Raw genomic sequence first — 23123 nt, 5'->3', positions numbered from 1 at the left:
TGACAGAAAGTTTTGCCGGATCGGTTTATCGAGGGTAAGTTGCGCGCCGGTTTTGTTGCCGGGCAACAACTTTAAGGCCCAACTATTTAAGAGGACCTCCACTTGCCAATTTCTTTATTTCGCAAAGCCTTGCTGGTGGGTGCAGGTATCACGCTGACGTTGAGCGTGCAGGCCGCACCGACCGTGCATATTTATAACTGGTCGGATTACATCGGCGACGACACCCTGGCCAACTTTGAAAAGGCCAGTGGCATCAAGCCTGTGTATGACGTGTTTGACTCCAATGAAACCCTGGAAGGCAAGCTGCTGGCCGGGCGTACCGGTTACGACGTGGTGGTGCCGTCCAACCACTTCCTGGGCAAGCAGATCAAGGCCGGGGCGTTCCAGAAGCTCGACAAGTCATTGCTGACGAATTACGCCAACCTCGACCCGGCGCTGCTCAAGCGCCTGGAAAAGAACGACCCGGGCAACCAGTACGCCGTGCCGTACCTGTGGGGCACCAATGGCATCGGCTACAACGTCGATAAAGTGAAGGAAGTGCTGGGCGTGGACCATATCGATTCCTGGGCCGTGCTGTTCGAGCCTGAGAACATGAAGAAGCTCGCGACCTGCGGCGTGTCGTTCATGGACTCGGCGGACGAAATGCTGCCGGCAGTGCTCAACTACATGGGCCTGAACCCTAACAGTACGAACCCGGATGACTACAAGAAGGCCGAAGAGAAGCTGCTGAAAGTGCGGCCCTACGTGACCTACTTCCATTCTTCCAAGTACATCTCGGACCTTGCCAACGGCAACATCTGCGTGGCCGCCGGGTTCTCCGGCGATGTGTTCCAGGCCAAGGCTCGCGCAAGCGAAGCGGGCAAGGGCGTGAACATCGCCTACGCGATTCCGAAGGAAGGCGGCAACCTGTGGTTCGACGTGCTGGCGATCCCCAAGGATGCCACCAACGTCAAGGAAGCCCACGCCTTCATCAACTATTTGCTGCAACCTGAGGTGATCGCCCAGGTCAGTGATTACGTCGGTTACGCCAACCCTAACCCAGGGGCGGACAAACTGATGAAGCAATCGATACGCACGGACGAAGCGGTTTACCCACCGCAGGCGGTACTCGACAGGACCTTCGTCAACTTCGAGCTACCCCCGAAAGTGCAACGCTTGATGACCCGTAGCTGGACCAAGGTCAAGACGGGCAAGTAAGGCTCAAACTATCCAAGGCAGGCCCGCATTGGGTCCGCTGCACTCTTTTTTTCTGGGAGTTTCGTAAATGGCAGTTGCCTCCGGCGCCTATAAGAAAGCCCTCGAAGGGGACCAGACACCGAAGAAGGTGCTGGTCAAAATCGACCGGGTCACGAAGAAGTTCGACGAGACGATTGCCGTGGACGATGTGTCCCTGGAAATCAAGAAGGGCGAGATCTTCGCCCTGCTCGGCGGTTCGGGTTCGGGCAAGTCCACCTTGCTGCGCATGCTTGCAGGTTTCGAGCGCCCGACCGAGGGCCGCATCTACCTCGACGGCGAGGACATCACCGACATGCCGCCCTACGAGCGGCCGATCAACATGATGTTCCAGTCCTACGCCCTGTTCCCGCACATGACCGTGGCGCAGAACATCGCGTTCGGCCTGCAACAGGACAAGATCCCCAAGGCCGAGATCGACGCCCGCGTGGCCGAGATGCTCAAGCTAGTGCAAATGAGCCAGTACGCCAAGCGCAAGCCGCACCAGTTGTCCGGCGGCCAGCGTCAGCGTGTGGCCCTGGCCCGTTCCCTGGCCAAGCGCCCGAAACTGCTGCTGCTCGATGAGCCCATGGGCGCCCTCGACAAGAAGCTGCGTTCGCAGATGCAACTGGAGTTGGTGGAGATCATCGAGCGTGTGGGCGTGACCTGCGTGATGGTGACCCACGACCAGGAAGAGGCCATGACCATGGCCGAGCGCATCGCGATCATGCACCTGGGCTGGATCGCCCAGATCGGCAGCCCGATCGACATCTACGAGACGCCCACCAGCCGCCTGGTGTGCGAGTTCATCGGCAACGTCAACATCTTCGACACTCAGGTAGTCGATGACGCCGAAGGCCACGCGGTGCTCAAGTGCGCCGACCTGGACCGCGACATCTATGTGGGCTACGGCATCGCCACGGCGGTGGAAGACAAGTCGGTGACTTACGCGATCCGCCCGGAAAAACTGCTGGTCACCACCGAAATGCCGACCTGCGAGCACAACTGGTCCAGCGGCAAAGTGCACGACATTGCCTACCTGGGCGGCCATTCGGTGTTCTACGTCGAACTGCCGAGCGGCAAGCTGGTGCAGTCCTTCGTCGCCAACGCCGAACGCCGTGGCCAGCGGCCGACCTGGGGTGACCAGGTGTACGTATGGTGGGAAGACGACAGCGGCGTGGTACTGCGCTCATGAACATGAAGAAGCTCAAGCGCCGCCTGCAACGAATAACGCCCAGTGGCCGTCATGCGGTCATTGGCATTCCCTTCCTGTGGCTGTTCCTGTTCTTCATGCTGCCGTTCTTCATTGTCCTGAAGATCAGTTTTGCCGAAGCCGACGTGGCGATCCCGCCGTACACAGAGATCTACACCTTCGTTGAGCAGAAACTGCAATTGGTGCTCAACCTGGGCAACTACGCGATGCTCGGCGACGACGAGTTGTACATCGCCGCCTACCTGGGCTCGCTGAAAATGGCGTTCTTCAGCACGTTGCTGTGCCTGTTGATCGGCTACCCGATGGCCTACGCCATTGCCAGCGCGCGCAAAGAGATGCAGACCGTGCTGGTGCTGCTGATCATGATGCCGACCTGGACCGCGATCCTGATCCGCGTGTATGCGTGGATGGGCATCCTCAGCAACAACGGTCTGCTCAATGGCTTCCTGCTGTCCATCGGGTTGATCAACGAGCCGCTGCAGATCCTCAACACCAACATCGCGGTGTATATCGGCGTGGTCTATTCGTACCTGCCGTTCATGATCCTGCCGCTGTACGCCAACCTGGTGAAACACGACCAGAGCCTGCTGGAAGCCGCATCCGACCTGGGTTCGAGCACCTTCAACAGCTTCTGGAAGATCACCGTGCCGCTGTCCAAGAACGGCATCATTGCCGGCTGCATGCTGGTGTTCATCCCGGTGGTGGGCGAGTTCGTGATCCCGGAACTGCTCGGCGGCCCGGAAACCCTGATGATCGGTAAAGTGTTGTGGCAAGAATTCTTCAACAACCGTGACTGGCCGGTGGCCTCTGCCCTGGCGGTGGTGATGCTGGCGATCCTGATCGTGCCCATCATCCTGTTCAACCGCAGCCAAGCCAAAGAGATGGAGGGCAAGATATGAAGCGCTTCAGTTTCTCGAGTTTCATGCTGGTGGCGGGGTTGTTGTTCATCTACCTGCCGATGCTGATCCTGGTGATCTACTCGTTCAACGAATCCAAACTGGTGACGGTGTGGGGTGGTTGGTCGATCAAGTGGTACGTGGGCCTTTTGGACAACACCCAGTTGATGGGTTCGGTGGCGCGCTCCCTGGAAATCGCCTGCTACACGGCGGTGGCGGCGGTGGCGCTGGGTACGTTGGCGGCCTTCGTGCTGACGCGCATCAGCCAGTTCAAGGGCCGCACGCTGTTCGGCGGCCTGGTGACCGCGCCGTTGGTGATGCCGGAAGTGATCACCGGTCTGTCGCTGTTGCTGCTGTTCGTGGCCATGGCGCAGATGATTGGCTGGCCCCAGGAGCGTGGCATCGTCACCATCTGGATCGCCCACACCACGTTCTGTGCGGCGTATGTGGCGGTGGTGGTGTCGGCGCGCTTGCGTGAGCTGGACCTGTCGATCGAAGAAGCCGCGATGGACCTCGGCGCGCGGCCGTGGAAGGTGTTCTTCCTGATCACCATCCCGATGATCGCGCCGTCGTTGGCGGCGGGCGGCATGATGTCGTTCGCGTTGTCCCTGGATGACCTGGTACTGGCCAGCTTCGTGTCGGGGCCGGGTTCGACGACCCTGCCGATGGAAGTGTTCTCGGCGGTGCGCCTTGGGGTCAAACCCGAGATCAACGCCGTGGCCAGCCTGATCCTGCTGGCGGTGTCGCTGGTGACCTTCCTGGTGTGGTTCTTCAGCCGGCGTGCCGAAGAGATGCGCAAAAAGGCGATCCAGCAGGCCATCGAAGAAGCAGCGGCGGATGGCTGGCAGCAGCCGGACAAGCGCCGGGCGGCTGCACCGGTCTAAAGACTGGTGTGGAGCAATGTGGGAGGGGGCTTGCCCCCGATAGCGGTGTATCAGTCAATTGATTGGGTGACTGACACACTGCCATCGGGGGCAAGCCCCCTCCCACATTTGATTGCATTTCAAGTCAACTATGCGACCCACGGCGACTTGCGGATCACCTCCACAAAATTCATCGGCTTGAACCCCGGCTCCTGATCCACCAGCACATCCGTCTTCACGTTGCCGAACGTGGTCTGCGGGCGATGGCGCAAGCCGTCGGCAAACGCGCAGATGATGCACTCCTTGAACCCTTCACCGCGTGGATGCGCATGCACCACGGCTTCGCGCTGCACGCTGGAAAACGCGGCATAGTCCATGCCCAGCACGTCCATTTCAACGCCGGCCGTCACCAGTGCCACGGTCGGGCGCAAATGTTGCGGCACACCCGGTGTGGTGTGCAGGGCGATGGACAGCCACACCTGTTCGATATCGTCATCGCTCAGCCCGTACGGCTTGAGGAACGCGGCCGCAGCGTTGGCGCCGTCGACTTCGAAGCGCTCGTTGTCACTGCGATGGCCTTCCACCAGGCCCAGGTCATGGAACATCGCGCCGACGTAAAGCAGCTCCGGGTTGTAGGCCAGTTGCTTGCGTTCACCGCTCAAGGCGCCGAACAGGAACACTCGGCGCGAGTGATGGTAGAGCAGGTCGGATTCGACGTCGCGGATGTACTCTGTGGTGGCCTTGGCCAGGGCGCTGTCCGGGATCTGGATGCCGGCGATGGTGGTGCTCATGGTGGTTCTCCTCTGGAAAGATTCCAGTCTGGTCGCGTGCCAGTGATGGGGCTATCGCGGTGAGGGCGCGATCCCGGCCAATGTGGTTGTACATCGTGCCAAAGGTGTACTCGGTCAAATGTGGGAGCTGGCTTGCCTGCGATAGCATCGACTCGGTATACCTGAATGATCGAGGCGTCTGCATCGCAGGCAAGCCAGCTCCCACAGGGGTTCTGTGTTTATCCAGTTAGAGAAGGTGTGCCTGCTCATGAGCAAAACCGTCGCCATCCTGATCTTCCCCGGCGTCCAGTCACTGGATGTGACCGGTCCCATGGACGTGTTCTGCGAAGCCAACCGTTTTCTGCCGCCGCAGGACCATTACCAGCTGGAGGTCATTGGCGTTGGCCACGGCAGCATGGCCGCCTCCAACGGCCTTTCATTGCAGGCCCACCGGCATTACAGCGAAGCCCTTCAGCCCCATGACCTGCTGCTGGTCGCGGGCGGCCCGCAGTTACCCTTCGACGACTTTGGCGCCGAATTTGATGATTGGTTGCGTGGCGCCACGACGCGTGCGCAGCGCTTCGGTTCGATCTGCAACGGCGCCTTCATGCTGGCCCGCGCCGGGCTGCTGGACGGGAAAACCGTCACCACCCACTGGAACGATGCCGCTGACCTGGCGCGCCTGTGCCCCACGGCCCAGGTCGAAGCCGACCGTCTCTACGTGCAGGACGGCAATCTCTACACCTCGGCCGGGGTGACGGCGGGCATCGATCTGTCGTTGTATCTGCTGGCCCAGGACCATGGCCCGGAAGTCGCATTGAGCGTGGCCAAGCACCTGGTGGTGTTCACCCAGCGGTCGGGCGGGCAGTCGCAGTTCAGCCCGTTTCTGACGCCCCATGCCGAAACCACCTCGGCGGTGGCGTTGGTGCAGTTGTACGTGTTGGCGAACCTGACCGGGGACCTGACCATTGCCGACCTGGCCAAGGCCGCCAACATGAGTGCGCGCAACTTTTCCCGGGTGTTTGCCCGTGAGGCGCGGATCACGCCGGCGGAGTTTGTCGAGCGGGCGCGGGTAGACGCGGCGCGGGTGATGCTCGAAAGCAGCCCCACACCGCTGAAGACCGTGGCCTATCAATGTGGCTTTCGTGATGCCCAGCACATGCGCAGTGTGTTCAACCGCCGGCTGGGCGTGACGCCGCAACAGTTCCGGCTTAACTTTGCGGCGCCGGTTTGAGCGTGTCGTAGGCTTCCAGCGCGCGCAGCGAGTAGATGTACGCCGCGCCGGCATTCAGCGAAATTGCGGTGGCCAGCGTGGCAGCGACTTCCTCGCGGGTGGCGCCAGCCTTGATGGCCGCGTCGGCATGCACGCCGATGCAACCGTCGCAGCGGGTGGTGATGGCCACGGCGATGGAAATCAGTTCACGGGTCTTGGCATCGAGGACGTTGTTTTCCTCGGCAGCTTCGCCCAGCGCCATGTAGGCTTTGACCATCTTCGGGTTGCTCTTGCCCAGCGCGCCAAAGGCTTTCTTCACGGTAGGCAGCAAGTCGGACCAGTTATTGAACATTGCGGTAACTCCTCAACGGGTTGGGTGGTGTGGAGCCAGTGTCTTCCGTTCGGGGGCGGCGTTATTGTTCAATCCGCTCATGTTTTTGACCGATGCTCGCAAATGAATTCGATCGACACGCTTATCGCACTGGCCAACCTGCGCGGCAGCCTGGATCTGCGCTGCCAGTTCCAGGGCGACTGGGCCTTGGATCATGCGCCGGAAAGCCTGGGTATCGCGCCCTATCACATCGTGCTCAGTGGCACCTGCCGCGCCGAGTTGTCGGGTGGGCAGCAAGTGACCCTGGAGCAGGGCGATATTTTGCTGATGCCCGGCGGTGCCACGCATTTGCTGCGCAGCCAGGGCGCGCGGATCCGGCCGATGCAGCCCAAGGTCATCGAAGGCGGTGTGCTCACGGTGCACCGCCTGGGCGGTGACCAGCGGGACCTGGACATGCTCTGCGGCAGCTTTCACTACAACCGTCAGTCGCTGCTGCTTGGCGCGTTGCCGGAGTACCTGGTGGTGTCCAGTCGCGAGTGGCAGGGCGACGGGCAACTGGCGGCGTTGATCGCGTTATTGCGCAGCGAAGCGGACGGCCAGCAACTGGGCGCCCGCGCGTTTATCGATGCGTTGTCATCGGCGCTGTTCACCCTGATCCTGCGCGCCTGGCTCGCCCGTCAGGCCCCGGTCGCCGGCACCTTCGCGTTGCTTAACGACAAGCGCCTGAGCAAGGCCTGGCAAGCCATGCTGGCCGATCCAGGGCATGAGTGGACCATCGATAGCCTTGCGGCCGCCGCGACGATGTCACGCGCCACCTTCACGCGGGCCTTTGTGAAAGTCGCGGGCGTATCGCCGTGGGTGCTGCTGACCCAATTGCGCATGGAGCTGGCGTTCAACCTGTTGCGCCAGTCGCACCTGAGCCTGCTGGATATCGCCGCCCAGGTGGGTTACCAGTCCCAGGCGGCGTTCAGCAAGAAATTCAAGGAAACCTACGGCGAGGCGCCGGGGCGTGTGCGGGCACGGTAGCCGCTGTAGCGTATATCCAATGTGGGAGCGCGTTTTAAGCGGTTATCTGGCGGGCAACAGCTTTAGCGTCCCGCGCGTATTGGCCGTCACTTCCTCATCGGTGAAGTGCGCCTGTTCGTAGCCACCTTCGATGTAGGTTTCGGCCTGGTCGCTGTAGTGTCGGTCAAACGGCACGCCACTTTGCCCGACCGGGTTGATGGTCAGTGCGTGAGCCGCATCGGCGAAGTCGATCAAGCGGCGGGTCGAGGGGCCGTAGGTGACCGGCCACGGCGCCGGGCTGATCATGGCCGACTGGTTGTTCGGCACTTCATGGCTGCCCGGCGCAGGGAACGGGCCGACGTTGAACACCTTGTCCAAAGGCTTCTGCATGCCCAATGGATGGCCGTGGGTCAGGGTATGCGCGGTGCCCCACTGCCATTGGCTCGGGTCATCGACGAGGGTGGCCTTGAGGTGCGCGAGGCTGTTGTCCCAGGCGAGCTTGACGGTGTCAGCGCGCTTGCCGTCCCACCACGGCGAATCCGGCGTGGCGGCCAGGCGTGGCAGGGCGGCGTCGATCACGCGGGTGGTGAGCAGGGTCTTGAACATGCCGTCGCCGAGTTTCGGGTGGAAGGCCGCGTCGGTCAGGTTGAACAGGAACTGGTTGAACAGCGTGGCGCTGGTGGAGTCCAGCGGGTAGTCACCTTTCCAACGTGCAAGCTGCTCCACCAGTTTCAACTGTGCCGGGTCCTTGACCACCTCACGCAGTACCGGCAACAGCGGCGCCAGCAGGCGCGGGCCGAAAGCGGTGGTGGTGCCCAGTTGCAAGGCCTGGCTGTTGTTCACGTCCCATTTCACGCTCTTGTCGCTCAACTGCGCATTCAACTGCTGACCACGGTCGGCCAGGTTGTAATAGCCGGGGATCTCCATACCGGTGGGCGACGCGGGCTGAGCATTGGCCGACACCACATAGCCGCGTGCCGGGTTTTCTTCCTGCGGATTGGCGCTGAAGGGGTAGAAACCCGGTTTATCGGCCTGTTCGGTACTGCCATCGAGGATGAAACCGGGGTTGACCCCGGCCGGGCGAATCGGCAATTGCGCCGCCGCCCACCAGCCGATATCGCCCTTGGCGTTGGCCCACACGATATTCAGGCCCGGCGCGGACACCTTGGCTGCAGCGGCTCGGGCCTTGGCCAGGGTGTCGGCGCGGTTGAGCTGGTAGAAGCCTTCGAGGATCGGATTCTGGGTGTCGAGGAACGCCCACCACATGGCAATCGGGGTCTTGCCGGCGTTCTCGCCGAGCACGTCATTGATGATCGGGCCGTGGGGCGATTGGCGCAGGGTCAACGTCACCGGCGCCTGGCCCTTCACCGCGATCTGTTGCTCGGTGCGGGTCATGTCGACCCACTGGCCGTGGTACCAGACCTGGTTGGCATTGTCCGGGTTGACCTTCTCGGCGATCAGGTCGAGGTCGTCGTTCTGGAACATGGTCAGGCTCCAGCCGAAATCCAGGTTGTGTCCCAGGAATGCCATCGGCACCAGTGCGTTGTGATAGCCATACAGCTCGAAACCCGGCGCCGACAGCTGCGCTTCGTACCACACCGACGGCACCGAGAAACGAATATGCGGGTCACCCGCCAGCAACGGCTTGCCGCTCTTGGTACGGTTGCCGCTGATGGCCCAGGCGTTACTGCCTTCGAACTGCGGCAGGCCGTTGTCGGCCAGGGCCTGTTCGCTCAGTGAGGCGAGGGCGCCGAGGGCCTGCCAGTCGCTGGCGGCGAGGTTGAGGGCGCCCTTGGGCTGCCAGTCGAGGTCGAAGACTTTCAGGTAGTCGCTGCCCAATTGGTCACGTACGTAAGTCAGCAAAGGCTCGGTGCGAAACGCGGCGGCAAAGCTGTAGGCCATGTACCCGGCGACGCTGATGGTGTCTTCGGCGGTGAACGGCCGTTTGGGGATGCCCAGCACGTCGAACTCCATCGGGCGGGCGTGGCTGTCCTGATACTGGTTGATGCCGTCCAGATAGGCTTGCAGGGCCTTCCAGTGCGCAGACTCATGATCCAGTTGCGCCACATAGGTCGCGGCGCGGTCGCGAATGCGCAGGCTGCGGAACAGCTTGTCGGTCTCCAGCACTTTGGGGCCCAGCACCTCGGCCAGTTCACCACGCGCCAGGCGCCGCATGATCTCCATCTGGAATAGACGGTCCTGGGCATGCACATAGCCGAGGGCGCGATACAGGTCGGTTTCGTTCTCGGCGCGGATATGCGGCACACCACGGTCGTCGTAGCGCACCGTGACCGAGCCTTGCAGGTTGGCCAGCGTCACCGTGCCCTGGCGGGTGGGCTGTTTGCTATAGACGTACGCGCCTGCGCCAAGGGCAGCCAGCACGACCAGAACCGCGAACACCTGCAAGACGCGCTTCATGAACATTCCTTACCAAGAGAGAGGCGGGCTACGAGCCTTTTGGCCACGAACAATAGCAGCCCACTGCCAGGGTGTGAGTAGCATTTATTTCGCGCCCCGCTTCAAGGGCCTTGAGGATCGGCTCAATAAAGCTGTTGCTGGAATTGCACGTGAGGCCCTCGCTGTAGGGGCCGAAATACGCGAGCTTGCCTGTGCGATCCCAGATCCCCACGGCCGGGCTGACCGGCACCTGGTCGGCGCCGGGCAGGGCGGCGAGGGTTTTCATCGTGCGCAGGTTGTCGGGCAGTTGGCCGTGGCTGCCGGGCTTTTGCAGGGCGTAGAACTCGACGCCTTGGGGCGCGTATTGCTCGATCAGCTCGCCCAGGTGCTGCTGGTTGCCGACGTTGCACGGGCAGGCCGGGTCCCAGAAGTGCACCAGGCGGATCGGGCCGGGGCCGGCGAGGTCGGCGGGCAGCTTCAATGGGTCGCCGGAAAACACCGCCGTGTGTTCGCTGAAGGCACGCAGGTAGCGGCCCTGGAACCAGTCATATGCTGCCCACAGCACGCCGGCGCAGATAACCAGGACCAGGCTGGCGAATAGGGCGGTGCGGTAGGGCTGTCGCATTCAGATGTATCCTCGAAGGTCGCGTAGCTTGCCATGCTTGTCCTGACAGATGAATATCGCAGCTCGATATTCATCTTCGCCGCCAGTCTGGAAGCCTTTATGCCCGTCACCTTTGACCCCGATCATCTGCGCGAAAGCTTGCGGCCCCTGGTGGATGCGCAACCGCTTTCAGCCGAGGCACGGGTCTACCAGCGTTTCTACGGGCTGGACCAGGCCGTGAGTCGCCTGGGGCGCTTCGAGGTGGACGGTTTCGAGGTGGTCGCGCAAGTGTGGTGGCCATCCAAGCCTGTGGCGACGCTGTTCATGTTCCACGGCTTCTATGACCACATGGGGCTGTACCGCCATGTGGTGAAGTGGGCGCTGGACCAGGGTTTTGTGGTGATCGCCTGCGATCTGCCCGGACATGGGCTGTCCAGCGGTGCGCGTGCCAGCATCGATGATTTCGCGGTGTACCAGCACGTGGTGCAGGCGCTGTTTGCCCAGGCCGAAGCATTGCAGTTGCCGCAACCCTGGCACCTGTTCGGGCAAAGCACCGGCGGCGCGGTGGTGGTGGACCACCTGCTCAACCACGGCGCCGACAGCCCGGCCCAGGGCAAGACCTTCCTGCTGTCCCCCCTGGTGCGCCCGCGTGCCTGGGGCTGGTCGCAAGTCAGTTATTACCTGCTGCGCCCCTTCGTCAAAGGCATTGCGCGACGGTTCAGCGAAAACACCCACGACCCCGCGTTCAAACCGTTCCTTGAAGCCGACCCGCTGCAGCCGCGCCAATTGCCGACTGCCTGGGTGGGGGCCCTGGCGCGCTGGATCAAACGCATCGAAGCCGCACCGCGCAGTCCGCGGCGGCCGGTGATTGTGCAGGGTGAAGAGGATATGACTGTTGATTGGCAGCACAACCTGCAGGTGTTGCGCAGCAAGTTCGACCAGCCGGAGGTGTTGATGCTGCCGCGTGGCAGGCATCACTTGGCCAATGAGATTCCGGAGATTCGCGAGCAGTACTTCAGCTATCTCACCCAACACCTGAACTAACGCGATCCAAATGTGGGAGGGGGCTTGCCCCCGATAGCGGTGGATCAGTCAGCTTATCTGTAGCTGACCCACTGTAATCGGGGGCAAGCCCCCTCCCACATTTTTTACTGCGTAAGGCTGGAAGTGCTTTGCCCGACCGCCAGCCCGGCGCGAATAGCGGCAAGGGCTGCCTGGTAATACGCCTTACCCTCCGGCGACTCCGCAAACGTCGCGAACTCTTCCAGCTCCGGGTCGGACAAATCCCGATAGACGTACAGCAGCGTGTTGTTCAGGTCCTTGTCGATCTGCTGCATCAACCGCTCACGTTGACCATTCAACATGCCCTGGGCCTGGCCGCCGCCCAGCAGGCCGGGGATCATCTGGCTCAGGCTGTCGGCCGCCACGCCGGCAATCGCCAGGCTGACTTCCGCGCCGGCTTCACGGGCCGGCAGGGCCTGGGCCAGGTGGCCGATGATCAGGCTGCGGGTGGCGTCGGCTTCGACTTTCGGCAAACCCTGGGCGTTTTTCGCCAGTTGGTCGCGGCGGGTGGCGAGCAGTTCGGCGGCAACAATCTTGCGGCCCAGGGGCGATTGAAAAAACGCCAGGGCAGGCTTCGGGTCCGGCAGGTGCTTGCGCAGCTGTGCTTCGGCACGCTGGTCCACCGCCTGGGCGGCAAAGCGTTTACTGCTGTTGTCCACCAGCGCCTGGTACACCGCCGGCGGCAGGCTATTGCGGTAGCGTTGCTGGGCGGCACTGAGGGCGTCATTGAAATGCGCACGTTGTTCGGCCCAGCCGGCGACCTTGTACAACTGGTCATGGCCGTCTGCCCAGGCGGGCAAAACGCAGAACATCAGCAAGGAAAAAAACAAACGACGCATAGGGACTCCTGTCAGTCGGCCACTATTGTCCGTGTCGGGCGTAGGATTTGTCGAGAAGTCCTATCAGTCACCTGACTAAAGTGCATTCAGACGCTCGGCGGCTCTGTCGGATTCACAGGCGTATGGATACTATGCGCGCCATGCAAATACCCCTCGATCACCCCTTGCTGCAACGTATTGTCGACGACCTGGCCGAAAAGGGCTGGTCGCGACAGGACGGCTTCCTGCCCCAGGTACTGACCCTGGAGCTGGCGGCTGAGTGCCGTAAACGCAAGGCCGAAGGTGAGCTGGCCCCGGCGGCGGTAGGGCGCGGCCCGGCCCAGGAGATCCGCGAAGGCATTCGCGGTGACCACATCCAGTGGCTGGAAGAGGGCGATGCGGCGGTTTGCGACACTTACATGGCGGTGATGGATAGCCTGCGCCTGGCGATGAACCGTGGTCTGTTCCTTGGCCTGGAGGACTTCGAAAGCCACTTCGCGATGTACCCGCCGGGGGCGTTTTACCTCAAGCACCTGGACCGTTTCCGCGACGATGACCGGCGCATGGTCTCGGCGGTGATCTACTTGAATGACGCCTGGCTGCCCGAACATGGCGGCCAGTTGCGCATGTACCTCAAGGACGGCGTCGAATACGATGTGGTGCCCACTGGCGGATGCCTGGTGGTGTTCCTGTCGGGCGAGGTGCCCCACGAAGTGATGCCCGCCACGCGCGAACGCCTGTCCCTCACCGGCTGGTTTCGCCGGCGGGGCAACGAGCCGTTTTAAGCATCATGCCTTTCAAGGTCTTTGAAAAACCGGCCATATCTGGCTGATACCATCCCATTAAGTGCGAACACTGCACTGTGGCGAGCCCGCTCGCCACAGGGTACCTATCGCCTGTTTTACCTAAAGGCTGGTTTTAAGCATGCAAAAGATTCTGATCAGCCGCTGCCTGCTCGGGCACAGGGTGCGTTACGACGGCGGGGCCAGCGGGCCGTTCGACCAATTGGCGGCGTGGCAGGCGGAGGGGCGTGTGGTTGCGATCTGCCCGGAAGTGTCGGGTGGTTTGCCAACGCCACGACCTGCTGCCGAGATCCCCGGCGGGCAGGGCGTGGATGTGTGGGAGGGGCGTGCCCAGGTGCTGACGGCTGAGGGCGAAGATTTCAGCGCAGCGTTCCTTGATGGTGCCCGCCAGGCACTCGTGCTGGTGCAGCGCCACGACATCCGTATCGCCGTGCTCAAGGCCAACAGTCCGTCCTGTGGCAGCCTGCTCACCTATGACGGCACGTTTACCGGCGTGAAAGTGAGTGGCGAGGGCGTAACCGCGGCGCTGCTCAAGCGCCACGGCGTTCAGGTGTTCAGTGAGCTGGAGTTGCCTGAGGCTGCGCGGGCACTGGCGCAGCTGTAGTCGGGGCTTCTGCGTCAAACCACTTCTGCGACAGCGCCTTTAATCGGCCATCCTCCTTCAGCCGTTTCAGCGCGCCGTCCAGGCTCGTCTTGAACGCGGGGTTACCCTTTTGGAACGGGATCACCAAATCGGGCTTCTCGCGATAAGCCGCACTGAAATCGAACTGATCCTCAAGGTCGGCAGTCTTAGCGATATGGTTGATGGCCACGTCGTACTTGCCGGTTGCCACCCCTGGCAGCAAGTCGGCGTCATCGGTGGTGATGAACGAGGAGCGCACGTCCATTTCCTTGGCCAGCAGTTCACCCAGTTCCACTTCAAAACCGGTGAGTTTGTCGCCGTCCTTGAAGTTGAACGGTGGCGTATTGGCTTCAAGGGCGATGCGCAGTTCGCCACGATCGAACACATCATCGACCAGTTCGGCGTGAGCCAGGGGGCTCAGAAGGGGAAGCAGCAGTAACAGGCCAGGCGAAAAGCGCATGGTCACTCCTAGAGAATTTTTATGTGCGAGGCGCCGGTCAGCATCGCTTTGCTATGGTGTCGAGTGCCTTGGACAGCAATTTGTCGCGAAGTTGTCATAACCCTACAGATTTCACAGAAAAACTGGAGAAGCGAATGAAAGCCCTTTTGTCCCGTGCCACCCTGGCCTCCCTGATGCTGGGTGCTTCGATGTTGGCGAATGCTGCTGATGTTCCGCGCACCCCCGCCCCCAAAGGCGCCGAGGTGTTTATCGTCTCGCCCAAAGATGGCGCGACCGTCGACAAGACCTTCACCGTCAAGTTTGGCGTGAAGGGTCTGGACCTGGAACCGATTGACAAGCAGGTGCCCGGTGCCGGTCACCATCACCTGCTGGTCGACCAGGACGTGACGTCGCTCAAAGCAGACGAGGCGATCCCGGCCACCGCCACCTCGATTCATTTCGGCAAGGCGCAAACCGAAACCGAGCTGACACTGGCCCCAGGCAAGCACACCTTGCAGCTGGTAGCGGGCGATAACGTGCACCGCCAGTTCGAGCCCACTGTAGCCTCGAAAGTGATCACGGTTAACGTCAAGTAAGATTTGTTCAGATGCAAAAAAGGGAGCCCCGAGGGGCTCCCTTTTTCGTGGTGCGGTTGAAACCTTAGAACAACACGCGGCTACGAATCGTGCCGTTGATGTGCTGCAGCTTCTCTTGCGCCAGGTCCGAGTACTCGGCGTCGACGTCGATCACCACGTAGCCGACCTTCTCGTTGGTCTGCAGGAACTGACCGGAGATGTTGATGCCGTTTTCCGCGAAGACCTTGTTGATCTCCATCATCACGCCAGGGATGTTCTGGTGGATGTGCAGCAGACGGTGTTTGCCAGGGTGAGCCGGCAGGGCCACTTCCGGGAAGTTCACGGACGATACCGAGGTACCGTTGTCGCTGTACTTGACCAGCTTCTCGGCCACTTCCAGGCCAATGTTGGCTTGGGCTTCAGCGGTGGAACCGCCGATGTGCGGGGTCAGGATCACGTTGTCCAGGCCACGCAGCGGGCTTTCGAAGATGTCGTCGTTGGAGCGAGGCTCGACCGGGAACACGTCGATGGCGGCGCCGATCAGGTGCTTGTCCTTGATCGCATCGGCCAGGGCGTCCAGTTCGACCACGGTACCGCGTGCCGCGTTGATCAGGATGCCGCCCTTCTTGATGGCGCGGATTTCCTTCTCGCCCATCATCCACTGGGTCTCAGCGGTTTCCGGAACGTGCAGGGTCACGATATCGGACATGCCCAGCAGCTCGGTCAGGCTGGCCACTTGGGTGGCGTTGCCCAATGGCAGCTTGGTCAGGGTGTCGTAGAAGAACACCTGCATGCCCAGGCCTTCAGCCAGGACCGACAACTGGGTACCGATCGAGCCGTAGCCGATGATGCCCAGCTTCTTGCCACGGATCTCGAAGGAGTTGGCCGCGCTCTTGATCCAGCCGCCACGGTGGCAGGAAGCGTTCTTCTCGGGAATGCCGCGCAACAACAGGATGGCCTCGGCCAGCACCAGCTCCGCCACGGAACGGGTGTTGGAGTACGGTGCGTTGAACACCGCGATGCCACGCTCGCGCGCAGCAGACAGGTCGACCTGGTTGGTGCCGATGCAGAAACAGCCGACCGCCACGAGTTTCTTGGCGTGATCGAAGATTTCTTCGGTCAGCTGAGTGCGGGAGCGAATGCCGATAAAGTGCGCGTCGGCGATCTTTTCCTTGAGCTGGGCTTCCGGCAGAGAACTGGTGATGTACTCAATGCTGGAGTACCCGGCGGCCTTCAGAACTTCGACGGCCGATGGGTGGACGCCTTCCAGAAGAAGGAACTTGATCTTGCTCTTATCGAGAGAAGTCTTGCTCATCTGCGTAAACCTGTATCCCGGAGAAAAATGGCAGGGAATCGGATCACATAAGCTGACCCGGACGGCAGGAAAGCCGTCACCGCAGAAACGCCCTTGGGCTCTGTCCTGCGGGGGCGGTATGCTAGCATACGCGCCCCGCTAAACACTCATTCCTGCGACGTGAAGCGTTCTCAGGATGACCATGAATTGTTCGAGAGTTCTGTCGATGACCCATCCTGCCCTGATTGATGAGCTAAAGACCCTGGTTGAGCCCGGCAAAGTGCTGACCGATGCAGACTCCCTGGAGGCTTACGGCAAGGATTGGACCAAGCACTTCGCACCCGCGCCGACCGCCATCGTCTTCCCCAAGACCACTGAGCAGGTCCAGGCCATTGTGCGTTGGGCCAATATCCACAAGGTCGCGCTGGTGCCATCCGGTGGGCGTACTGGCCTGTCGGCCGCTGCCGTGGCGGCCAACGGCGAAGTGGTGGTGTCGTTCGACTACATGAACCAGATTCTCGATGTGAACCTCACCGACCGCACCGCCGTGTGCCAGCCGGGCGTGGTCACCAAGCAATTGCAGAACGTCGCCGAAGAAAAAGGCCTGTACTACCCGGTGGACTTCGCGTCGTCGGGTTCCAGCCAGATTGGCGGCAATATCGGCACCAATGCCGGCGGGATCAAGGTGATTCGCTACGGCATGACCCGTAATTGGGTGGCCGGCATGAAGGTCGTCACCGGTAAGGGCGACGTGCTGGAGCTGAACCGCGACCTGATCAAGAACGCCACCGGCTACGACATGCGTCAACTGTTCATCGGCGCCGAAGGCACCCTGGGCTTTGTGGTCGAGGCCACCATGCGCCTCGACCGTGCGCCGAAGAACCTCACTGCCATGGTGCTCGGCACCACTGACTTCGACTCGATCATGCCGGTCTTGCACGCGTTCCAGAGCAAACTGGACCTGACCGCCTTCGAATTCTTCTCCGACAAGGCCCTGGCCAAGGTCATGGGCCGTGGCGACGTGCCGGCGCCGTTCGAAACCGAATGCCCGTTCTATGCGCTGCTGGAATTCGAAGCCACCACCGAAGAAGTCGCCAACCACGCGCTGGAAACCTTCGAGCACTGCGTGGAACAGGGCTGGGTGCTGGACGGCGTGATGAGCCAGAGCGAAACCCAACTGCACAACTTGTGGAAACTGCGCGAGTACATCTCCGAGACCATTTCCCACTGGACCCCATACAAGAACGATATTTCGGTGACTGTCTCCAAAGTACCGGCGTTCTTGAAGGAAATCGACGCGATCGTCGGCGAACACTACCCGGACTTCGAGATCGTCTGGTTCGGTCACATCGGCGACGGCAACCTGCATCTGAACATCCTCAAGCCGGAAAACCTGAGCAAGGACGAGTTCTTTGCCAAGTGCGCCACCGTGAACAAGTGGGTGTTCGAAACCGTCGAGAAGTACAACGGTTCGATCTCCGCCGAACACGGCGTGGGCATGACCAAGCGCGATTACCTGACCTACAGCCGCTCGCCGGTTGAAATCGAATACATGAAGGCAGTGAAAGCGGTGTTCGACCCGAACGGGATCATGAACCCTGGCAAGATCTTCGCTGTTTAACCGCCCTGAAGGAGTCGTTCCATGAGCTACCAGCATAAGTATGTCGACGGCACCAACATCCACTTTCCGGTGGGGAAAGTGGTGTGTATCGGGCGTAACTACGCCGAACACGCCAAGGAACTGGACAACCCGGTGCCAACCGAGCCGTTGCTGTTCATCAAGCCAGGCAGCTGCGTGGTGTCGTTGGGCGACAGTTTCACGATCCCCACCGAGCGCGGTTCGGTGCATTACGAGGCGGAAATCGCGGTGTTGATCGGCAAGCCATTGTCGAACAAGCCCAGCCGTGAAGAAGTACTGGACGCCATCTCCGGCTTCGCCCCGGCCCTGGACCTGACCCTGCGTGACAAGCAGGCCGAGTTGAAAGCCAAGGGCCTGCCGTGGGAAATCGCCAAGTCCTTCGACGGCGCGGCGGTGATTGCACCGTTCGTGGTGGGCAGCACCTTTGCCGACGTGACCGACATCGGCATCCGCCTGACCATCAACGGTGAAGTGCGCCAGGACGGCAACAGCGCGCAGATGCTCAACCCGATCATCCCGATGATCCAGCACATGGCCGGCTGCTTCTCGCTGCAGGCCGGCGACGTGATCCTCACCGGCACCCCGGCCGGAGTGGGCCCGCTGAATGTGGGGGATGAGTTGGTGCTGGAATTGGCGGGCCAGAATCGCTTTGAAAGCGTTGTTCGTTAAGCACTGACAAAGCGCGGTCAACATTGTGGGAGGGGGGCTTCCCCCCGATAGCGGTTTATCAGTCAGACATCTGTTGCCTGACACTCAGCAATCGGGGGCAAGCCCCCTCCCACATTGGGTCCGAGTACATTTCACCTGCGGGCTTTTGCATTTTTTTCACACGCCATCCGGATAATCCTCAGCCTCGTGCGCGCAGGCCTGTTGTTCCTGTGCTATCACCTAACGCTGACTTTCCGGAAAAAGCGCCCAATGGCCGTGTCCCAGCCCTCCGCTACACCCAAGCCGCGTTCCCGTTTTGCCATGCGCTGGTATTCCTGGCTGTTGCTGACAGGGGTGATCCTGTATGGCGTGGCCTGGGCCATGCACTGGGACGACCGCGGTGTGCTGTGGTTGCTGGAGCGCTTTGAAACACCTGCCGCGCGCCAGCAGAGTGTGTGGCTGCCGGACTACCATGCGGTCATCGATGGCAAGCTCTTGCCGGGGATGGAGAAGGACGAAGCGTCTGACGTCGCCTACAACCCGCAGACCAAAACCCTGTTTTCCGTGATGGGCAAAAACCCGTTCCTGGCTGAGTTGAGCCTGCAAGGCGATGTGCTGCGCAAGATGCCGCTCAACGGCTGGGACAACCCGGAAGGCGTGACGGTGATGGAAAATGGCCTGTTGGCGGTGGTCGACGAGCGCCAGCACACCCTGACCGTCGTCAAGGTCGATGCGAGCACCACCCAACTGAACAAGGCCGACTTCACCAGCTATGACCTCGGCCCGTCCAAGGACCAGAACAAGGCCTTCGAAGCCATCACCTGGGACAAGCGCAACCAGCAGTTGATCCTTGGCGAAGAGCGCCCGCCCGCGCTGTTCACCTGGAAAAGCGACGGCGGCCCGACCCTGGCGGGCGATAAACAAAAGCTGGCGAGTAAAGAACTGGACATGCGCAACCTCTCCGCCCTGGCCGTCGACCCGCGTACCGGCCATTTGCTGGTGCTGTCGGCCGACTCCCACCTGCTGCTGGAGTTGGACGAGAAGGGTGAGCAAGTGAGCTTCATGACCCTGCTCGGCGGCTTCAATGGCCTTAAACACACCATTCCTCGGGCGGAAGGCGTGACCATGGACGAGGACGGCACGCTGTACATCGTCAGTGAGCCCAACCTGTTCTACCGGTTCGAAAAGCAGAAATAGCACACCGATTACGTCAGATAGGTCTCTGTGAGCGGCATCTGCCAGACATCCGGGCGTGTTTAAGTTTAAATTCAGACGGGCGTGATATTCATTCGCCACTTTTGAATTTGAGTCCGCCCGATGCAACGACTAGCCCGTCCCAAACCCCTGTTCATCATGCTTGCGCTGATCGCCCTGGTCAGCGCCGGGGCCGTTGCGCAGCATTTTCGCCTGTTCGAACGTGCCTGGTTCAATTGGCAAGTGTGGCGCCAGCCGGCCGATGAACGTTCGATCGGCCTGGCGGACTACCAAGTAACGCTGGAAGCCAAGGTCATCGAGGGGCTCGACGACGATGTCTCGGCCCTGACCTACGATCCGGTGCGCAAAAGCCTGTTCACCGTCACCAATAAAAACGCCGAACTGATCGAACTGTCCCAGGAGGGCAAGATCCTGCGGCGCATCCCCTTGATCGGGTTTGGCGATGCCGAAGCCGTGGAGTTCATCAGCGACAACATCTATGTCATCAGCGATGAGCGCCAGCAGCGGCTGATCAAGGTGCACGTGGACGACGACACCCAATTCCTCGACGCCGCCGATGCGGAGCAGATGACCCTGGGTGTGCATGTCGGTGGCAACAAGGGCTTTGAAGGCCTGGCCTATGACTCCGTGGGCAAGCGCCTGTTCGTGGCCAAGGAGCGCGACCCGATGCTGATCTACGAGGTGCACGGCTTCCCGCATTTCAAGCCGGAAAAAACCTACTCGGTGCACGTGATCAACAACCCCAAGCGGGATGCCGGGTTGTTTGTGCGTGACCTGTCGAGCCTGCAATACGATGAGCGCAGCGGCCATCTGGTGGCGCTGTCGGATGAGTCGTTCCTGGTGCTGGAACTGGATATCGACGGTCGCCCGCTGAGCAGTCTGTCACTGCTCAACGGGCGCCATGGCCTGACGAAGCGGGTGCCGCAGGCCGAAGGTATCGCCATGGATGACGAGGGCGCGTTGTACCTCGTCAGCGAGCCGAACCTGTTCTACGTCTTCAAGAAAACCAGTCCCTGAAAACATGGCATAACCAATGTGGGAGGGGGCTTGCTCCCGATAGCGATGTATCAGCCAACTATCTGTTGACTGACACGCCCTCATCGGGGGCAAGCCCCCTCCCACATTAGCTCAGCGGTGTGCTCAGGCTTTGAGGGTTTTCACGCCTTCCGAAGTGCCCAGCAGCAGCACATCGGCCGGACGCGCCGCGAACAGGCCGTTGGTGACCACGCCGACAATCGCGTTGATCTGGGTTTCAAGCTCCACCGGGTTGGTGATCTGCATGTTGAACACGTCGAGGATGATGTTGCCGTTGTCGGTCAGCACGCCTTCGCGGTACACCGGGTCGCCGCCCAGCTTGACCAGCTCGCGGGCCACGTGGCTGCGGGCCATCGGGATCACTTCCACCGGCAGTGGGAAGGCGCCGAGTACCGGCACCAGTTTGCTGGCGTCGGCGATGCAGATGAAGGTCTTGGCCACGGCGGCGACGATCTTCTCGCGGGTCAGGGCTGCGCCGCCGCCTTTGATCAGGTTCAGGTGTTCGTCGCTTTCATCGGCGCCGTCGACGTAGAACTCCAGGTCGCTCACGGTGTTGAGTTCGTACACCGGAATGCCATGGCCCTTGAGGCGTGCGGCGGTGGCTTCGGAGCTGGCCACGGCGCCATCGAATGCGCCCTTGTGCTGGGCCAGTGCATCAATAAAGCAGTTGGCGGTGGAGCCGGTGCCGACACCGACGATGCTCTTGTCGTCGAGTTTAGGAAGGATTAAATCGACGGCGGCCTGGGCCACTGCCTGTTTGAGTTGATCCTGGGTCATGCGGGCTCCGGAACGGGCGGGGAGTTATCGAGGGGCGCGAGTATAACCCAACAAAACCTCTGGATTCGTGTGGTCGCCCGCCCAAACGCTGGGTTAGACTCCTTGGCCCTGCCCAACCCGCCCAGTGATATCCGCCGATGCTTGAACAGTACGTCAAAAAGATCCTCACCTCGCGCGTTTACGACGTTGCCGTAGAAACCCCGCTGCAGACCGCCCGCCAGCTCTCCGAGCGGCTGGGCAACCAGGTCTGGCTCAAGCGTGAAGACTTGCAGCCGGTGTTCTCGTTCAAGATTCGCGGCGCCTATAACAAGCTGACCCAACTGAGCGCCGAAGAACGTGCGCGCGGCGTGGTCACCGCGTCGGCCGGCAACCATGCCCAGGGCCTGGCCCTGGCGGCCAAGGTGCTGGGGGTCAAGGCCACCATTGTGATGCCCAAGACCACGCCTGAAATCAAGGTTGAAGGCGTGCGCTCCCGTGGCGGTAAAGTGGTGCTGCATGGCGATTCGTTCCCGGAAGCCCTGGCCTACTCGCTCAAACTGGTCGACGAAAAAGGCTACGTGTATATCCACCCCTACGATGATCCGCACACTATTGCCGGGCAGGGCACCGTGGCGATGGAGATCCTGCGCCAGCACCCTGGGCCGCTGGACGCGATTTTCGTACCGGTGGGCGGCGGCGGGCTGATCGCCGGTATTGCGGCGTACGTGAAATACCTGCGCCCCGAGATCAAGATCATCGGCGTCGAGCCGGACGACTCCAACTGCCTGCAAGCCGCCATGGCTGCTGGCGAACGCGTGGTGCTGCCGACCGTGGGCATCTTTGCCGATGGCGTGGCGGTGGCGCAGATCGGCCAGCACACCTTCGACATCTGCAAGGACTATGTGGATGAAGTGATCACCGTGAACACCGACGAGATCTGTGCGGCGATCAAGGACATCTACGACGATACCCGTTCCATCACCGAGCCGGCAGGGGCTTTGGGCGTGGCTGGGATCAAGAAGTACGTCGAGACCCGTGGCGTCACCGGGCAGACCCTGGTCGCCATCGACTCCGGCGCCAACGTCAACTTCGACCGCCTGCGCCATGTGGCCGAGCGCGCCGAACTGGGTGAAGGTCGCGAAGCCATCATCGCCGTGACCATCCCCGAGAAGCCCGGTAGCTTCAAGGCGTTCTGCGAGGCCGTGGGCAAACGCCAGATCACCGAATTCAACTACCGCTACCACTCCGGCAGCGAGGCGCACATCTTTGTCGGCGTGCAGACCCACCCGGAAAACGATCCGCGCAGCGCACTGATCGCCAGCCTCACCCGCCAGGGTTTCCCGGTGCTGGACCTGACCGAGAACGAACTGGCCAAGTTGCACATTCGCCATATGGTCGGCGGACACGCGGCCAAGGTCAGCGATGAAGTGGTGTTGCGCTTCGAGTTTCCGGAGCGTCCGGGGGCGTTGTTCAACTTTCTTAACAAATTGGGCGGGCGCTGGAACATCTCGATGTTCCACTATCGCAACCACGGCGCAGCTGATGGCCGTGTAGTCGCCGGCCTGCAAGTGCCGGCGGATGAACGTCACCTGGTACCGGCCGCCCTGGAAGCCATCGGCTACCCGTACTGGGATGAAAGCGATAACCCGGCCTACACACTGTTCCTCGGTTGAGCGACTACGCTGATGGGGGCGGCCTTTAAGGAAAACGACA

General features: G+C 61.4%; 23 protein-coding genes. 15 read left to right on the top strand and 8 right to left on the bottom strand.

Annotated features, from left to right (window positions below):
• Positions 1-102: 102 nt before the first annotated feature.
• From ACZ445_RS28765 to ACZ445_RS28750, 4 genes are all read left to right on the top strand, one after another.
• Positions 103-1197 (top strand): polyamine ABC transporter substrate-binding protein, encoded by a 1095-nt coding sequence (locus ACZ445_RS28765; protein WP_058426487.1) that lies wholly within the window; start codon positions 103-105, stop codon positions 1195-1197.
• A 67-nt stretch (positions 1198-1264) separates the two neighbouring features.
• On the top strand, positions 1265-2407 hold the full coding sequence (locus ACZ445_RS28760; RefSeq protein ID WP_058426488.1) for an ABC transporter ATP-binding protein: 1143 nt from the start codon (positions 1265-1267) through the stop codon (positions 2405-2407).
• Entirely contained in the window at positions 2404-3324 is a 921-nt protein-coding gene (locus ACZ445_RS28755) for an ABC transporter permease subunit (RefSeq protein WP_058426489.1), read from the top strand. Before ACZ445_RS28760 ends, ACZ445_RS28755 begins: the two co-directional genes overlap by 4 nt.
• Positions 3321-4205 carry an ABC transporter permease subunit gene (locus tag ACZ445_RS28750; RefSeq protein ID WP_058426490.1) on the top strand — a complete coding sequence of 295 codons (885 nt, stop codon included), beginning with the start codon at positions 3321-3323 and terminating at the stop codon, positions 4203-4205. The genes ACZ445_RS28755 and ACZ445_RS28750 overlap by 4 nt, the downstream gene beginning before the upstream one ends.
• A 128-nt stretch (positions 4206-4333) precedes the next feature.
• Here ACZ445_RS28750 and ACZ445_RS28745 read toward each other — a convergent pair whose 3' ends face one another.
• Positions 4334-4975 (bottom strand): HD domain-containing protein, encoded by a 642-nt coding sequence (locus tag ACZ445_RS28745; RefSeq protein WP_058426491.1) that lies wholly within the window; start codon positions 4973-4975, stop codon positions 4334-4336.
• A gap of 247 nt (positions 4976-5222) precedes the next feature.
• Here ACZ445_RS28745 and ACZ445_RS28740 point away from each other — a divergent pair, with 247 nt between their 5' ends.
• Positions 5223-6188 (top strand): GlxA family transcriptional regulator, encoded by a 966-nt coding sequence (locus tag ACZ445_RS28740; RefSeq protein ID WP_464707836.1) that lies wholly within the window; start codon positions 5223-5225, stop codon positions 6186-6188.
• On the opposite strand, the gene ACZ445_RS28735 is transcribed toward ACZ445_RS28740, so the two are convergent.
• Positions 6166-6519: a carboxymuconolactone decarboxylase family protein gene (locus tag ACZ445_RS28735; RefSeq protein WP_016973032.1), complete on the bottom strand. Its 354-nt coding sequence runs from the start codon at positions 6517-6519 to the stop codon at positions 6166-6168. The two genes, ACZ445_RS28740 and ACZ445_RS28735, sit on opposite strands and share 23 nt — an antisense overlap.
• Positions 6520-6621: 102 nt before the next feature.
• Between ACZ445_RS28735 and ACZ445_RS28730 the strand changes: the two genes are divergently transcribed.
• The gene (locus ACZ445_RS28730) at positions 6622-7524 is read left to right on the top strand and encodes an AraC family transcriptional regulator (protein WP_310862862.1); all 903 of its coding nucleotides are present in this window, start codon (positions 6622-6624) and stop codon (positions 7522-7524) included.
• A 42-nt stretch (positions 7525-7566) separates the two neighbouring features.
• Here the strand turns inward: ACZ445_RS28730 and ACZ445_RS28725 are convergent, their stop codons facing one another.
• Together ACZ445_RS28725 and ACZ445_RS28720 are read right to left on the bottom strand one after the other, a co-directional pair.
• Entirely contained in the window at positions 7567-9921 is a 2355-nt protein-coding gene (locus ACZ445_RS28725) for a penicillin acylase family protein (protein WP_464707834.1), read from the bottom strand.
• 28 nt (positions 9922-9949) lie between these two features.
• Positions 9950-10525, bottom strand: coding sequence for a DUF6436 domain-containing protein (locus ACZ445_RS28720; RefSeq protein WP_464704564.1), 576 nt, complete (start codon positions 10523-10525; stop codon positions 9950-9952).
• Between the two features lie 99 nt (positions 10526-10624).
• Between ACZ445_RS28720 and bipL the strand changes: the two genes are divergently transcribed.
• Complete coding sequence (gene bipL / locus ACZ445_RS28715; protein WP_464708638.1) at positions 10625-11548, top strand: phospholipase BipL; 924 nt, start codon at positions 10625-10627, stop codon at positions 11546-11548.
• Positions 11549-11652: 104 nt separating this feature from the next.
• On the opposite strand, the gene ACZ445_RS28710 is transcribed toward bipL, so the two are convergent.
• Positions 11653-12405, bottom strand: coding sequence for a DUF2059 domain-containing protein (locus ACZ445_RS28710; protein ID WP_058426497.1), 753 nt, complete (start codon positions 12403-12405; stop codon positions 11653-11655).
• Between the two features lie 131 nt (positions 12406-12536).
• On the opposite strand from ACZ445_RS28710, the gene ACZ445_RS28705 reads away from it, so the two are divergent.
• Both ACZ445_RS28705 and ACZ445_RS28700 read left to right on the top strand, forming a co-directional pair.
• A complete protein-coding gene (locus ACZ445_RS28705) occupies positions 12537-13169 on the top strand; it encodes a 2OG-Fe(II) oxygenase (RefSeq protein WP_179030076.1) in 633 nt (210 codons plus the stop codon).
• Between the two features lie 139 nt (positions 13170-13308).
• Complete coding sequence (locus ACZ445_RS28700) at positions 13309-13791, top strand: 2-thiouracil desulfurase family protein (RefSeq protein ID WP_058426499.1); 483 nt, start codon at positions 13309-13311, stop codon at positions 13789-13791.
• On the opposite strand, the gene ACZ445_RS28695 is transcribed toward ACZ445_RS28700, so the two are convergent.
• Positions 13742-14269: a transporter substrate-binding domain-containing protein gene (locus ACZ445_RS28695; RefSeq protein ID WP_058426500.1), complete on the bottom strand. Its 528-nt coding sequence runs from the start codon at positions 14267-14269 to the stop codon at positions 13742-13744. The two genes, ACZ445_RS28700 and ACZ445_RS28695, sit on opposite strands and share 50 nt — an antisense overlap.
• A gap of 134 nt (positions 14270-14403) precedes the next feature.
• Between ACZ445_RS28695 and ACZ445_RS28690 the strand changes: the two genes are divergently transcribed.
• Positions 14404-14844, top strand: coding sequence for a DUF4399 domain-containing protein (locus ACZ445_RS28690; protein ID WP_058426501.1), 441 nt, complete (start codon positions 14404-14406; stop codon positions 14842-14844).
• 64 nt (positions 14845-14908) lie between these two features.
• Here ACZ445_RS28690 and serA read toward each other — a convergent pair whose 3' ends face one another.
• Positions 14909-16138 (bottom strand): phosphoglycerate dehydrogenase, encoded by a 1230-nt coding sequence (serA, locus tag ACZ445_RS28685; RefSeq protein WP_058426502.1) that lies wholly within the window; start codon positions 16136-16138, stop codon positions 14909-14911.
• 205 nt (positions 16139-16343) lie between these two features.
• Between serA and ACZ445_RS28680 the strand changes: the two genes are divergently transcribed.
• From ACZ445_RS28680 to ACZ445_RS28665, 4 genes are all read left to right on the top strand, one after another.
• Complete coding sequence (locus ACZ445_RS28680; RefSeq protein WP_179030073.1) at positions 16344-17738, top strand: FAD-binding oxidoreductase; 1395 nt, start codon at positions 16344-16346, stop codon at positions 17736-17738.
• A gap of 21 nt (positions 17739-17759) precedes the next feature.
• Positions 17760-18425 carry a fumarylacetoacetate hydrolase family protein gene (locus tag ACZ445_RS28675; RefSeq protein ID WP_058426504.1) on the top strand — a complete coding sequence of 222 codons (666 nt, stop codon included), beginning with the start codon at positions 17760-17762 and terminating at the stop codon, positions 18423-18425.
• Positions 18426-18674: 249 nt separating this feature from the next.
• The gene (locus tag ACZ445_RS28670; RefSeq protein WP_179030074.1) at positions 18675-19601 is read left to right on the top strand and encodes an SdiA-regulated domain-containing protein; all 927 of its coding nucleotides are present in this window, start codon (positions 18675-18677) and stop codon (positions 19599-19601) included.
• A 120-nt stretch (positions 19602-19721) separates the two neighbouring features.
• On the top strand, positions 19722-20636 hold the full coding sequence (locus ACZ445_RS28665; RefSeq protein ID WP_464707833.1) for an SdiA-regulated domain-containing protein: 915 nt from the start codon (positions 19722-19724) through the stop codon (positions 20634-20636).
• A 123-nt stretch (positions 20637-20759) separates the two neighbouring features.
• On the opposite strand, the gene rpiA is transcribed toward ACZ445_RS28665, so the two are convergent.
• A complete protein-coding gene (gene rpiA / locus ACZ445_RS28660) occupies positions 20760-21431 on the bottom strand; it encodes a ribose-5-phosphate isomerase RpiA (protein WP_053127902.1) in 672 nt (223 codons plus the stop codon).
• A gap of 137 nt (positions 21432-21568) precedes the next feature.
• Between rpiA and ilvA the strand changes: the two genes are divergently transcribed.
• Entirely contained in the window at positions 21569-23083 is a 1515-nt protein-coding gene (gene ilvA / locus ACZ445_RS28655) for a threonine ammonia-lyase, biosynthetic (protein ID WP_058426508.1), read from the top strand.
• Positions 23084-23123 lie beyond the last annotated feature (40 nt).

It is taken from the genome of Pseudomonas allii (assembly GCF_055380095.1).
This window is presented reverse-complemented; position numbering and strand designations above follow the sequence as displayed.

What these genes read in the sequence shown, in the direction of transcription:
- ACZ445_RS28760 (WP_058426488.1), top strand. Translation starts at nt 1,265, where the DNA reads ATGGCAGTTGCCTCCGGCGCCTATAAGAAAGCCCTCGAAGGGGACCAG.
- ACZ445_RS28755 (WP_058426489.1), top strand. Translation starts at nt 2,404, where the DNA reads ATGAACATGAAGAAGCTCAAGCGCCGCCTGCAACGAATAACGCCCAGT.
- ACZ445_RS28750 (WP_058426490.1), top strand. Translation starts at nt 3,321, where the DNA reads ATGAAGCGCTTCAGTTTCTCGAGTTTCATGCTGGTGGCGGGGTTGTTG.
- ACZ445_RS28745 (WP_058426491.1), bottom strand. Translation starts at nt 4,975, where the DNA reads ATGAGCACCACCATCGCCGGCATCCAGATCCCGGACAGCGCCCTGGCC.
- ACZ445_RS28740 (WP_464707836.1), top strand. Translation starts at nt 5,223, where the DNA reads ATGAGCAAAACCGTCGCCATCCTGATCTTCCCCGGCGTCCAGTCACTG.
- ACZ445_RS28735 (WP_016973032.1), bottom strand. Translation starts at nt 6,519, where the DNA reads ATGTTCAATAACTGGTCCGACTTGCTGCCTACCGTGAAGAAAGCCTTT.
- ACZ445_RS28730 (WP_310862862.1), top strand. Translation starts at nt 6,622, where the DNA reads ATGAATTCGATCGACACGCTTATCGCACTGGCCAACCTGCGCGGCAGC.
- ACZ445_RS28725 (WP_464707834.1), bottom strand. Translation starts at nt 9,921, where the DNA reads ATGAAGCGCGTCTTGCAGGTGTTCGCGGTTCTGGTCGTGCTGGCTGCC.
- ACZ445_RS28720 (WP_464704564.1), bottom strand. Translation starts at nt 10,525, where the DNA reads ATGCGACAGCCCTACCGCACCGCCCTATTCGCCAGCCTGGTCCTGGTT.
- bipL (WP_464708638.1), top strand. Translation starts at nt 10,625, where the DNA reads ATGCCCGTCACCTTTGACCCCGATCATCTGCGCGAAAGCTTGCGGCCC.
- ACZ445_RS28710 (WP_058426497.1), bottom strand. Translation starts at nt 12,405, where the DNA reads ATGCGTCGTTTGTTTTTTTCCTTGCTGATGTTCTGCGTTTTGCCCGCC.
- ACZ445_RS28705 (WP_179030076.1), top strand. Translation starts at nt 12,537, where the DNA reads ATGCGCGCCATGCAAATACCCCTCGATCACCCCTTGCTGCAACGTATT.
- ACZ445_RS28700 (WP_058426499.1), top strand. Translation starts at nt 13,309, where the DNA reads ATGCAAAAGATTCTGATCAGCCGCTGCCTGCTCGGGCACAGGGTGCGT.
- ACZ445_RS28695 (WP_058426500.1), bottom strand. Translation starts at nt 14,269, where the DNA reads ATGCGCTTTTCGCCTGGCCTGTTACTGCTGCTTCCCCTTCTGAGCCCC.
- ACZ445_RS28690 (WP_058426501.1), top strand. Translation starts at nt 14,404, where the DNA reads ATGAAAGCCCTTTTGTCCCGTGCCACCCTGGCCTCCCTGATGCTGGGT.
- serA (WP_058426502.1), bottom strand. Translation starts at nt 16,138, where the DNA reads ATGAGCAAGACTTCTCTCGATAAGAGCAAGATCAAGTTCCTTCTTCTG.
- ACZ445_RS28680 (WP_179030073.1), top strand. Translation starts at nt 16,344, where the DNA reads ATGACCCATCCTGCCCTGATTGATGAGCTAAAGACCCTGGTTGAGCCC.
- ACZ445_RS28675 (WP_058426504.1), top strand. Translation starts at nt 17,760, where the DNA reads ATGAGCTACCAGCATAAGTATGTCGACGGCACCAACATCCACTTTCCG.
- ACZ445_RS28670 (WP_179030074.1), top strand. Translation starts at nt 18,675, where the DNA reads ATGGCCGTGTCCCAGCCCTCCGCTACACCCAAGCCGCGTTCCCGTTTT.
- ACZ445_RS28665 (WP_464707833.1), top strand. Translation starts at nt 19,722, where the DNA reads ATGCAACGACTAGCCCGTCCCAAACCCCTGTTCATCATGCTTGCGCTG.
- rpiA (WP_053127902.1), bottom strand. Translation starts at nt 21,431, where the DNA reads ATGACCCAGGATCAACTCAAACAGGCAGTGGCCCAGGCCGCCGTCGAT.
- ilvA (WP_058426508.1), top strand. Translation starts at nt 21,569, where the DNA reads ATGCTTGAACAGTACGTCAAAAAGATCCTCACCTCGCGCGTTTACGAC.